The sequence below is a fragment of the Fulvivirga sedimenti genome (assembly GCF_020328055.1).
On sequence record NZ_JAIXNE010000009.1, the window covers coordinates 20205 to 32237 of the forward strand.

The window sequence follows — 12033 nt, forward strand, 5'->3', positions numbered from 1 at the left end:
ATGAAATATCCCCGATTACTTCTTATACTCTCTTTGTTTGCTCTGTGTGGATGTCAGAAACAATCAAACGAACAGGTATCCTCACCGGAAGATCTTTCAGTGACTGAAGAGACTGAAATCCCCCGCAATCCTATGAAGAATGCCTATTTCGGAGAAACGCACGTTCATACCATGTACTCCATGGATGCCTTTATCGGCGGCAACCGTCTGAGTACCGAAGATGCCTACTTATTTGCACAGGGCAAGGAGGTGGAGGTTAATGGTGGAAAATTGAAACTGAAAAGGCCTCTTGATTTTTGTGCGATTTCAGATCATGCCGAATTTCTGGGTGAGACCTACACCTTGACGACGGAGGGAGCTCCTGGGTATGATGATCCGGTTGCTGAAGCCATGCGAAATGCCAGGGATGATTATGATCAGGCCTTGGAATTATTTACAAAGTATGTAGTTACGGCGATGAGGACGGGTGGAGGACATCCGGAATTTTACCAGGGAATTGAATCTACCATGGCAGGCTGGAAAAATAACATTGAAGCAACGGAAGCGCAGTATAAACCAGGTAAGTTCACTACATTTCATGCTTTTGAATGGTCGGCAGCACCCCAGGGGGGAAATCTGCATCGAAATGTGATATTCAGGGATAATGTTGTCCCCGATTACCCTTTCTCAGCTATTAACAGTTCAGACCCGAGGGATCTATGGAAATGGATGATGGAAATGGAGCAAAAAGGTTCAAGGCTATTGGCCATTCCTCATAATTCAAACGGAAGTAAGGGAATGATGTTCCCGGAGAATGACCTGGACGGGAATCCCCTGTCTTCCGAATATGCCAGCATAAGGCAGCGGATGGAACCGTTGATTGAGATCATGCAAATAAAGGGTAACTCAGAGGTTTATCCGAAATTTTGGACAAATGATGAGTTTGCAAACTTCGAAAATGCAGAAAGCATTCAGAATTTCAGTGGGCGTACCTTTGAAGAAAGAAACTTCGTGCGCTCCGGGCTGAAGGAAGGACTTCGGAAGGAGCAGTCACTTGGAGTCAACCCATTTAAATACGGATTTGCGGGAGGTACCGACAATCATAACGGCACTCCAAGTAATGTCGAGGAAGACAATTACCTGGTTGGCAGTCATGGGTTAGCTGATAAAACAGCGGAAACACGCGTAACCAGCATAATTGATGGATGGGCTAATGCCTATGACATTAATCCCGGGTCACTTATGGGTGTTTGGGCTGAGGCCAATACGCGCGAGGATATCTGGGATGCTATGAAGGCCCGGGAAACTTTTGCTACCAGCGGCCCGCGGATCCAGGTGCGTATGTTTGCCGGATATTCGTTGGATGACAGCTATGCCAGTTATGCCGATATGGTATCGTCTGGAATGACGAAAGGCGTTGCAATGGGTTCTGATCTGCCGGGTTCTACCGGAGAATCTCCAAAATTCGTGGTTTGGGCTATTAAGGATCCTATGGGACCGAACCTCGATAGGTTACAGATCATCAAAGGTTGGGTTGAAGACGGTGAGGTGAAGGAAAAAATATTCAATGTAGCTGTTTCTGACGGCAGGATGGGTTCCGATGGATCGGTTATTCCAATCGAAGCGCCGGTTGATAAGGAAACCGGCGCTTTTAATACGGAAAAAGGTTCGGTGGAGTTTCTGACGGTCTGGACGGATCCTGATTTTGATCCGAATGTACCCGCTTTTTATTATTTACGGGTAATTCAGTTGCCTACCGCACGCTGGACTCGTTGGGATGAAATAAGAGAAGGCGTGACTTATCCGGAAAATCTTCCCGAACAGATACAGGAACGTGCCTGGGGTTCGCCTATATGGTACCGTCCTTCTAAATAATCCTCTATTTAGCCTCTATCAATGTATTAAGTTTTTCCCGGGCCTTGCCGAATTGTTTTAAATTATTCTCCACAGGATTATCTCCATAGCGGTTTTTGAGCATGACCTCGGCCGCATTTAGTGCGTCCAGTAATTTAACCGCTGCTGCCCTTGCAGCCTCCGGGTCTGCTGTGCCAGGCGAAGAAATCCAGACCGGACTCGATTCAGCAAAAGGATAACTATCCATAACGGGCCATACTGTCGTACCGCCATAAACCCGTGCGCTGATCCAACCGTTTTCCGGGACTGAGATTTTGCCTTTGTATGAATGTGATCCAGCCTCGACAAATCCCTTTTTTGATACTACCACTTCACCGTTTACCAGGATCTCTACCTTTTCACAGGGTACGGGTGAATGAATATCGAGTGTCCAGGAGACCTTATTCCCCCCAGAGCCAAGAACATCACCAGGCCTCATGCCATTTACCTCAAATTCAATCATCGGACCATTACTCACAAAGCTTCGGCCTTCCTTCAGAGCTTTGAGATAGTACTCCTTTGACAAAATTCCATCTGGGCGTACGTAAACGCGGGTTGCGCCGACAGCCATCGTATGATAATAATCGGTCATTACATCGCTGCCAGCCGAGGCTGCCATGGGTATTCCAAGATTTAAAAATTGATGCCACAAAGTACCGGTTCCGATCTCATCAGTCCAGAGACACGCCACCTCCAGCCAGTCGGCCTCGCCGAGAACACCGTCCGCCACGAGACTTACGGGAATTCCTGTCATGCCCTCTTCAGTAAATGGGTCTTTATCTGCTACAGGATGAACATATCCTGCCAGTCCGCCCTTATCTTGTGCGAAATGAAGGACTTCTGAATTCAGCCGGTCATCAGTGCCATAAACCTGGTAGCCTGGTCCCCAGATCCATGGCCAGAACAGCTCACTTGTTCCGATAAGACCGAGGTGGCCCAGGAAATGGGATCGTACTTCCTGACCATAAAAGATCATGGGTCCTTTTGTGTATTCCTGTCCCCAGAGGTCCTGTTCAAGGAACCTGTTGTGAAGGTTTGCAAGTAAAGGGAAGCCAACATCGAGCTGCTCGCCTTTCATCGGGAGTACCAGGTCTTCCGTGTCAAGCTGATAAGTGCCTCCATAGTTCAGGTGGAAGTGATTATCACCGGAATACCATCCGTTGGCTACTGCACTCCAGATACGATTCAGATCCATGGCAACCGTTGAGTTTTCTCCTGCCTTCGTAGTGAAAGATTCTGTTTTTGCTGTAGTTTCAAAACCCTGAACAATCGTTACAGATCCGTCACCAGCGGGCATTTCAAGGGTTATTTCCTTATCAGCATAGAAGAATACCATTCCGTTTTGTCCGTCGAACCGTACGGCTCCTTCCTCAGGGATAATGGGATGTCCGTTGGAATCTGTCACACTCATTCTCACCGGGGCAGGATTTCCATCTACAGAAGTTTTCAATGTGATCTTCCCGGTCGGGGTATTCCAGTCCCATTTCGACGGCATATATAATTCGGGCTTTCCGCCATTGAGCGAAATCCTTTTCAGCTCGGTTCTTTCCTGTGAGTTTGTTTCAGAATAATATATCCATTGTCCGTCCGGACTGAAAGCAGGCGCCATGGGCAGTCCATCGCTTTTGGTGAGCAGAATATTGGACGAGGGTATATTGATATCCATGAGCCGTAACTCGTAGTCATCATCCTGCGGCCATGTATAGGCGATATAACGTTCATCAGGAGAAACGGCAAGATCCGTCTGTGATGTGATCCAGTCCTCTGCGAGAATCGATATTTCGCCATTATTCATTTGCCTGACAATTCTGTTGGATCCGCCTTTGGCAAGGTAAACAACCGACCCGTCGCTTAATGCATATGCTTTACGCTGAACACCCCGATCCCTGGTTATTGGCTGCGTCCCTCCGGTTTCCGAATGTTTCCAGATATTTAACGGTCCGTTCTTTGCCGAAGTGAAAAGAATATCTCCCGATACAGAAAAGCTTGGATCCAGTTCCAGCACAGCCTCGTCGATGACCATGGTTTCACTGAGCGTTTCGGAATTGATTTTATAGATTCCGGTATCGTCGCCGCTGTCACGGATAAACACAATGAATTTGCCGTCGGCGGACCATTGAGGACGCGAATCCATTCCTCCTGAGGAAGTAATGCGCTTTGCGATTTTCGATTTTGTATCCATCAGCCAAAGCCAGCCTTTTGCTGAAAAGGCAATGGTTGATCCATCAGGTGAGATGGCCGGATAATTAGGTCCTGAATTTAAGACGGGCAGTTCAAATCCTTCCAGGTATACATGGTGACCGAATCCATCAACTTTCGGATAGTGATTGGTCCATTGGGCAAAACTTTCAAAAGTGCAGGCCAGAATTGCCAGCAGGAACAAACTTTTTTTCATTCTTTGGTAATTTTTGTAAGGGGTTCTGTTAAAATGGCCAGCATGGTCTGAATGCCTTCCCGGTAATTTCCAAGGCGTAGATTTTCATTCGGACTATGCTGATTATTATCAGGATTCACGGTGGGAACAAGTACCGCTGGAACATTTAGCGCATTAATGAATGGAGCAATGGGAACGGAACCGCCAGACATGCGGATAATTACTGGTTCATCCTCAAAGGCCCGCTGCATTGCGCTGCGCAGCCATATACCTGTTTCGCTATTTGGGTCCGTCCTGAATGCCTGGTACGATATTTCATAGTTGAACCTGGCTACTTTTTTATGCTGAATACGTTCTTCCTTCGTGGGATCATGGTCCACAATATAATATCCAAGTTCTTCTATATGTTCCTTTACCAAACGCACCAGCTTTTCAGGATCCGATTCAGGTACCAGGCGGATATCAATTTCTGCACGGGCCCAGGCCGGAACGATGGTGCGGACTTCCTCATTAATCCATCCGGATTGCATTCCGCGAATATTCAGTGATGGATACTGAATGGATTCCTGGTAGTAAGAACCCACTTTGTCGGTGCGGCCGAGTGCCAGCTGATTCATGACAGTAGCCTCATCATCTGGAACTGAACGAAGGATTTTCTCCGTTTCTGTGTCAATAACAACTCCATCATAATAGCCCGGCAGTGTCACCCGGCCATCATCATCCTTCATGGATGCAAGGATTTTAGCCAGTCCGAACGCCGGATTCGGTGCATAGTTGCCGTAGTGTCCGCTGTGTTGCGGTTTCGCCGGTCCGTACGTCGTTATTGTAACAGTAGCGATGCCCCGCGCGCCGAAGCTCAGACTTGGCTGATTGCTGGAATGACGGGGACCGTCAAGGATTACCAGTCTGTTCGAACTGAGTAAACCGACATTGCTTTTAACAGCAGCCTCCAGGTTGGGAGATCCGGCCTCTTCCTCAAAATCCATGATTACTTTTATGTTGTATTGTGGATTTATCCCGGCATCATTGAGCGCATCCAGGGCGGTTAACAGCATCACTGCGGGACTTTTGTCATCCGATGATGATCGGCCGAATATACGCCAGTCGTCCTCGTATTTGTCAATGTCATCCCAGGGCAGGTCTGTCCAGGTATCTTGATTCACAGGTTTTTTCAAAACCGGTAAATAGGGGCTTTTCTGATCCCATTTTGATGAATCTACCGGCTGACCATCCAGGTGGAAATAGAATAGCACCGTCTCTCCCGCACCGGGCACGATTTTGGAAGCCAGCAATAGTGGCGCAGCGGGAGTTGTGAGACGACGGGTTTCAAAGCCGCGTTTTTTAAAAGCAGCCTCTGCCCATAGCACATTTTTTTCAATTTGCTCCGGGTATAATGCGTCATTTGGCAAGCTAAGTACTTCCTTAAGTTCGGGAAAGGAACGTACTGTATAATCAGCAGCCATATTACGCAGCATTTCAGAAGTAGGCTGACTTAAGGAAAGAACCGGGATCAGCAGGAATAGGAGGGTAATTCGCATATCTGTTAAGTTACCCCTCAATATACGCTTTTGGAGTGATTTTTAATTTACTATTTCTTCTGACCGGACATATACTTATTAACCCTGCGGGTAATGCTGCGAGGTGTAAACCTGGGAGTCTGGGTGATGATTTTGTTCATTAATCCGGGAATTATAATGTCTTTTCCCTTCATCATACCATCTACCCCCTGCCTGGCTACCTCGGCGGCATCCATCTGCTTAAAGCCCTTGTAAGAATTGGATTTAAGCATTTCTTCTGTTGTAAATTCAGTATCAGTAGGTCCCGGACATAGTGCCGAAACAGAGATGCCGGTTTCAGATAATTCGGCCCGTAAAGATTCTGAAAATGAAAGCACAAACGCCTTCGTTGCCGCATAGACTGCATAATTCGGGAAAGGGAAAAAGGACAGTATTGATGCAACGTTCAGGATTCTTCCCCGATTTAATGTAACGGCATCTTCAAGAAAAAGCCTTGAGAGTGCCACCAGTGATGAAATGTTTACAGAGATCATATCAAGCGAGCGGTCCATCGGCAAATCTTTGAACTCCCCGTAATCCCCGAAACCCGCATTATTAACAAGCATGGAGACGTTAATTCCCTCGTTTCGGATTTCGTTGAACAATTCTACAGCAACCGCCGGGTTAGAAAGATCGCGATCATAAACTTTAACGTCGGTTTGATATCGGTCTTTTATTTCTTTCTGAAGCTTTTCAAGATTCGTCCTTCTTCTGGCAACAAGAATGACATCATGGTTTTTTGAAGCCATGTACCTGGCGATCTCAAGTCCGATTCCTGATGATGCGCCTGTAATGAGGGTAAATTCTTTCATGTATTGAGCCGGATCTTTTCCCGGGTATTTGACTTATGAGTAGAACAAAACATGCTGTAAATAGTTGGCCCCACAAACGAATTTGCATTCCGTACGTATATTTCCATAAATGCGATATAAAAAGGTTCAATGAAGAAAGTCTTTTGTCTGTTCTCCGTGATATTTTTGATCAGTGCTGGTTATGGTCAGGAGGTACGGACTTATTCAGATCAGATTACCACGCTGAAAATATTCTCTAACGGAATTTTTCATCTTGAGACAGTGGATCCCATATTTCCGGTATCAGGTGAAGTTTACCAGAGTGAGGGGAACTGGATTGAAACTGATGCAGGAATTCGTCTGAACCCGCAATTCGAACCACGAATCCCGGAGGTAGCGCTGCGTGTCCTTGATTCGACGAAATCCGACACGCTTGAATTGTATTTGGATTATTCTGTAACACTGTATCGGGAGAATGAAGCAGTTTCTTCGGGGGAACAAAATTTTCAAATCATCACTATCTATATCAATGGAAAGCCCTACAATCTGGTGAGGGACAACATAATACAGCATTGCGCCTGGGCGCCTAAAATTCGGAACCAACTGGTCATCGGGGAATCAAATGTTGTGCGTATTCCTGTTAAGCGAATCAAAAAATTTGAGGTGATGACCTACGGATTCGAAAAACGACAAAGGATAAGAATTGTACAAGACAGTTTTTCAAAAGCCACTCTTTCTATCGGGCTCTTTGTTGATGAGGAACGCATGCCACGTAACAGATTGGTTTTGGTTAAAAACCAGAATGCCTATTTTTACCAGGTGACCGGGAAGCCATCAAAATTTTTAACTCCACTTCAAAAAATTAAGTAATGAGGTTTTGCTTGTTGTTTCTCATCGTTGGTCTTCTGCAACCTGTTATGGCACAGAACTGGAATGGTAAAGTATATTATGCCGGTGCTTTGCGAAAGACCATGCAGGAAGGATTTACCGGTGTTGCAGCACAGCTGGATTCGGTAAGCGGGGGTGAGGACTTGTTCGGACTTGGGGCAGTCGACGGATTGAAAGGCGAATTTATTGTGATGGCTGGAGAAATTACCAGGAGTTACGTCGCCAATGGTAGTATCCGAACCGATCCTTCTTATGCCGGGGGCGTCACCCTGCTGGTTTACACAACCGTACGAGAATGGAAAGCAGTCCCACTCACCGATTCCATTGAAACCCTGGACGATCTTGAATCATTCGTGGAAAGATCCGCCTCCGGGATGGGAATCGATACTACAAAGCCGTTTCCTTTCTTGCTGGAGGGAAGGTTTGAATCTGTAAACTGGCATATCATTGACTGGCCTGAAAATGATCCTGTACATACACATGAGAAGCATAAATCATCCGGTTTGAATGGAGCACTGAACAATGAAGCGGCAAGAATGCTGGGATTTTACTCAAAACATCATAAAGGAATCTTTACGCATCATACCCGTTTTATACATATTCATGGGTTACCGGAGTCGCTTAAAGCAGCAGTACATGTCGATGACCTGGAAGCAGACGGTCGGGTCATACTCTTTCTTCCGGCTCAATGATTGAGACGGCGCATGCGTTTGGGGCCATACCAAAGCCAGAAGCCTGTGACCGTAAATGTGAGCAGCGCGAGCCCTGTAAGTGAAGTGTAAAATAGTTTGAAATATCCGCCGGGAATAATTTCAAGGTTATCAATAACCGATCCATCATGCAGGCTTTCGATAAAATCTGATCTTCGTCTTTCAACCGTCAATAATTTTCCTGTGGCCCCATCAAGCTGCACTCCCCAGTAGTGATCCTTAAATCGGATTTTCACTGTTCCTTTGTCTGGCCGTACATCAAACCGGTCAATTTCACCAGATAGAGTTGAGTCCACTTCCTGATGTAAATAAAAGACAGCCTGTGTTTCCAAAGAATCAAATGAAACCCATTTGCTCAGGTCGGTAGACGAGCCTTTCTCCGTATCGGCCAGAATATAACCTCCGCTGTTCTTTTTCCAGCCCAGCAATAGTCCGGAAATCGATATCAGGAAAAAGAGGATAAATAAAGCAGCACCGGTCCAACGGTGTACCTTTCTGAAGGTCCGAAGAACTCTTGCTTGCTGTTGACGGTTAGTTGACATGGAGCAAAGATAGGATTCCGGGTCGGTTCAGTTGAGTCCGCTCATCAAAATGAGCGGTAAAAAAGCCAACCACTGTGAGATGTCCGCCAACCCATTTATTTTACCCCCAAATAAAGGGGTTTGGGGTGGACCGTGTTTCCAGGCATGGCTAAAAACCTATATGCTGATACGGAAATTCACTTTAATCCAGGTCAGCCCTGCTCGTCCATATTTCATAAATCGGTTCACCCTTACTGCTTAGTCCGCTGTGGTGCCATTCTCCATCTTTGATTTCATATTCGAACCGAAGTGATCGGCCTACTCTTGAATTATCCCGGGAGAAGAATTCAATATTTTCGGTGTATTTCCCGTTTTCTGTGGTGTAGGTGCCTCCTCCTGTGCCAAAAAATTCTCCGGTATCTGTATTATATGCGATCCATTGAAATCTTGTGCCGGAAAGAATCTTCATGGTCTTTCGGGCACCGGGAGTGCTCCGTGAAATCTCCCCGTTGCGCTCTCGTCCTGTAATCAGCCAGGCGCCGTATAGTTCGCCCGGATTGCCATCATCGATTCGGTTCCATTCCATGTCTTCGTATCCTTCGAAGGTCAGAACATCATCATTGAGGTGAGCCGTTAACGTTTCTGATGTACCAACCTTTTCTTTTTCCGCCAGATTAAACTCATAGGTCATCTTGAATGCATTTCCAGACAATTCAATAAGACCGCCATTTGTATTTTCGAATGAACCGTCGTCGGCGCCAAAAGCCGTTGAAGTATAATATCCGTCGGAAACAATAGCCACAATCCGGATAGCCTTGCCATTGTCATCGACATAATTAGCTTCCCAGGCGCCATTCAGAGCTTCGGTATCAACCAGTAGTGGCTCCGCATTATTCATAAGATTCAAGCCGGCGAGTGTGAGGATCAGGATTACGAAATTCATAATTGGAGAGATTAGTTTGCATAATATAATCAACAATTGGCAAATCTGCCAGCTTCATCATGCCATTACGCTGATCATATTAATGATCTTTTCACCGATATTTTTCTCGCCTGTTATTACCAGATTATCATTAAGATGTGCAGGACGTAATGATTTGCTGAATAGTTTCCATGCTGCATTTGAAGGTAATCTCACTTCTGTTCGGATCCTGCCAGCCGTACTGGAGAATTGCCAACTGGAATCCTGATATTGTAAAATCCATGCTTCCTCAACTGCCCCGGTAGTTTGCAGGATAATCGTATCCCCTGATTTCAAAGAAGTATCCCTGAGTGTATGGGGAATCCCGAGCATGAAAGTCATAATCAGCGGCCTGTATAACTCAGGAGTCAGCACACCTCTGCGCCCGGTTGCATCTGCGATTTGTTGCTGATGATGCCATTTTTCAGAATATTCCCTGGACAGGTGCATCCAGTTCAGACTTTTTTCCTCTCCGGCCCATTGAACAGAAAATATGGCCTCGGCCATTGGATCCAATGACTCATAATACTCCGTTACCACTGGTCCGGTTGTTTTATGGAGCATGATAAGCACCTCTGGACTCATTCTTTTGGCGGCATGGACCCAACTGGCATTCAGTTCGTTCAGCCATTGCACGACCGTGCCAAAATCATTTGATTCGGGCGGTTTTTCGCCGAAGTGCAGGTCACGCTGTACGGAGAGTGTGCGAATGTCTCCATCAAGTAAGTGCGCAACTACGTCTTTGACCCTCCATTTTGAGGCAACGGTTGGGGTTTGCCATTCATCACCTGCCAGATCTTCAAGTAATCGAATCAGATTGTCGTGCAAGGTTGCGAAATATGGACGGGTATCTAATTGTGGCGAAGAGAAATACATTGAATTATAGTTGTTCAGTCTTCCGCGGTAAAAGGATAAGTTAGATGGTTCTGAACAGATATCCAATAAATTCCATGAGCCATGCGATACCGACGTGGATGAGGACGCCACCCCAGATAGTCTTACTTTTTAGGGAGATCACTCCTAAAATGTACCCGCCAAAAAGGGAGCTGATGGCTTCAGTCATGGGTTTCCCAAAATGAAGAAAGCAATAGGTGGCAATCATGGGAAATACGACGTACGGACCGAAGTAACGGACAAAGCCGTAAATAAGAAATCCTCGGAAGAACATCTCTACGGAGATAAAATCGGTTCCGTAGGCCAGCTCATAGACCAACACATTTAGCCAATCAGGAATTTCATGGCGCCTGGCGAAAGCTGTTCCGCCCAGTTCAAGATAACGGGGGTAGTAATCCTGGATATCTCGGAAAAATCCGCCGATAACTATTCCTATTCCGGCAAGAGAAAGAAGAATGAGGTAGGGGCGAACGTCAAATCTCTTGACTATCAAACCGTACCCGCGCCCGGGGATTGATTTTTCAAAGAATAAGGAGATAATGTATAGCGGAAATACCAGGGTAATCAGACTCAGAATGCGCTTGGAAAAGCTGTATAAGAATGACCAGTCGGCAATGTCTATATAGCTTGAAAGCAACTCACGAAACTGAATGGATCTGTCGAGTGCAAGTAGCCCGAACCCGATGAAAATACGGAGCCAGAAGCCCTTTGTTTTGTACCATGATTTGTTTTCAATAAAAGGAGCAATGATGAGGACCGTTAAGAGATAGGGCACCAGGTGAAACAAAAACATCGCCGGAACCCGGTAATTGAAAGGCAGGGTATCAACCATGCCATCCTCGAAATCCAAACGGTAATTGAAGTAAATAAAGGCCGTCATGACCATGAATATCATCACCATTACAGACCACCGAAAGGTGGAACGGAAGTGGTTGATTACCTCAATTAAAAGTGATTTCATTTAACTTGTTGCGGATTGGTTCCCGCATTCCGGTAGATTAATTTTTTCGCCCATAACGAAGTTTAGCTTCCAGGCCTTCAACATATCGCCTGTGTCCGGTGACCTCCATATATAGGGGTGTTCTGATGATCTTCACGATTTCTGTGCCGAACCAGTCGTTGAGCATTTGGTATATCTTACGGGTAGATTGCATCCTTATGCCGGCGACATCTTCATCTACTGTCATGAGATTTTCTGAAACGAGATACTCCATAACATAATCCTCAAGTTTATCCATAGCCACCACCGAATCGATGCGAAGCGTAAAAGGCCGCGAGCTAAAGGTTAGCGCAACAGCCAGCACAAGTGGAAGCATAAAAAAGATGTAGTAATAGGAAATGGGAAGGTCATCTGAGAAAATGGCGATCAGCAGACCAACGAAAACAAATGGAATAATAAACAGTCCGAAGAAATTCAGATACACATTAAATTGAGGATGTTTTGTCTTTATCTCCAGATTCATAAG

At 45.9% G+C, this 12033-nt stretch carries 11 protein-coding genes; 3 read left to right on the plus strand and 8 right to left on the minus strand.

What is annotated here, in order from left to right:
- Entirely contained in the window at nt 1–1854 is a 1854-nt protein-coding gene (locus tag LDX50_RS29665) for a DUF3604 domain-containing protein (protein ID WP_225699936.1), read from the plus strand.
- 4 nt (nt 1855–1858) lie between these two features.
- On the opposite strand, the gene LDX50_RS29670 is transcribed toward LDX50_RS29665, so the two are convergent.
- Genes LDX50_RS29670 through LDX50_RS29680 form a run of 3 tightly spaced genes read right to left on the minus strand, consistent with a single transcriptional unit; the run spans nt 1859 to nt 6614 of the window.
- A complete protein-coding gene (locus LDX50_RS29670; protein WP_225699937.1) occupies nt 1859–4267 on the minus strand; it encodes a CehA/McbA family metallohydrolase in 2409 nt (802 codons plus the stop codon).
- Nucleotides 4264–5784: a M20/M25/M40 family metallo-hydrolase gene (locus tag LDX50_RS29675; protein WP_225699938.1), complete on the minus strand. Its 1521-nt coding sequence runs from the start codon at nt 5782–5784 to the stop codon at nt 4264–4266. The genes LDX50_RS29670 and LDX50_RS29675 overlap by 4 nt, the downstream gene beginning before the upstream one ends.
- 50 nt (nt 5785–5834) lie before the next feature.
- The gene (locus LDX50_RS29680) at nt 5835–6614 is read right to left on the minus strand and encodes an SDR family NAD(P)-dependent oxidoreductase (RefSeq protein WP_225699939.1); all 780 of its coding nucleotides are present in this window, start codon (nt 6612–6614) and stop codon (nt 5835–5837) included.
- A 129-nt stretch (nt 6615–6743) separates the two neighbouring features.
- Here LDX50_RS29680 and LDX50_RS29685 point away from each other — a divergent pair, with 129 nt between their 5' ends.
- Both LDX50_RS29685 and LDX50_RS29690 read left to right on the plus strand, forming a co-directional pair.
- Nucleotides 6744–7463 (plus strand): hypothetical protein, encoded by a 720-nt coding sequence (locus LDX50_RS29685; RefSeq protein WP_225699940.1) that lies wholly within the window; start codon nt 6744–6746, stop codon nt 7461–7463.
- Complete coding sequence (locus LDX50_RS29690; protein ID WP_225699941.1) at nt 7463–8173, plus strand: acetolactate decarboxylase; 711 nt, start codon at nt 7463–7465, stop codon at nt 8171–8173. The genes LDX50_RS29685 and LDX50_RS29690 overlap by 1 nt, the downstream gene beginning before the upstream one ends.
- Here the strand turns inward: LDX50_RS29690 and LDX50_RS29695 are convergent.
- From LDX50_RS29695 to LDX50_RS29715, 5 genes are all read right to left on the minus strand, one after another.
- On the minus strand, nt 8167–8733 hold the full coding sequence (locus LDX50_RS29695) for a PepSY-associated TM helix domain-containing protein (RefSeq protein ID WP_225699942.1): 567 nt from the start codon (nt 8731–8733) through the stop codon (nt 8167–8169). The two genes, LDX50_RS29690 and LDX50_RS29695, sit on opposite strands and share 7 nt — an antisense overlap.
- Before the next feature lie 181 nt (nt 8734–8914).
- Nucleotides 8915–9655 carry a membrane or secreted protein gene (locus tag LDX50_RS29700; protein ID WP_225699943.1) on the minus strand — a complete coding sequence of 247 codons (741 nt, stop codon included), beginning with the start codon at nt 9653–9655 and terminating at the stop codon, nt 8915–8917.
- Between the two features lie 57 nt (nt 9656–9712).
- On the minus strand, nt 9713–10549 hold the full coding sequence (locus LDX50_RS29705; RefSeq protein ID WP_225699944.1) for a maleylpyruvate isomerase N-terminal domain-containing protein: 837 nt from the start codon (nt 10547–10549) through the stop codon (nt 9713–9715).
- A 40-nt stretch (nt 10550–10589) separates the two neighbouring features.
- Nucleotides 10590–11528: a CPBP family intramembrane glutamic endopeptidase gene (locus LDX50_RS29710; RefSeq protein ID WP_225699945.1), complete on the minus strand. Its 939-nt coding sequence runs from the start codon at nt 11526–11528 to the stop codon at nt 10590–10592.
- Nucleotides 11529–11565: 37 nt separating this feature from the next.
- On the minus strand, nt 11566–12030 hold the full coding sequence (locus tag LDX50_RS29715; protein ID WP_225699946.1) for a hypothetical protein: 465 nt from the start codon (nt 12028–12030) through the stop codon (nt 11566–11568).
- Between the last annotated feature and the right edge of the window lie 3 nt (nt 12031–12033).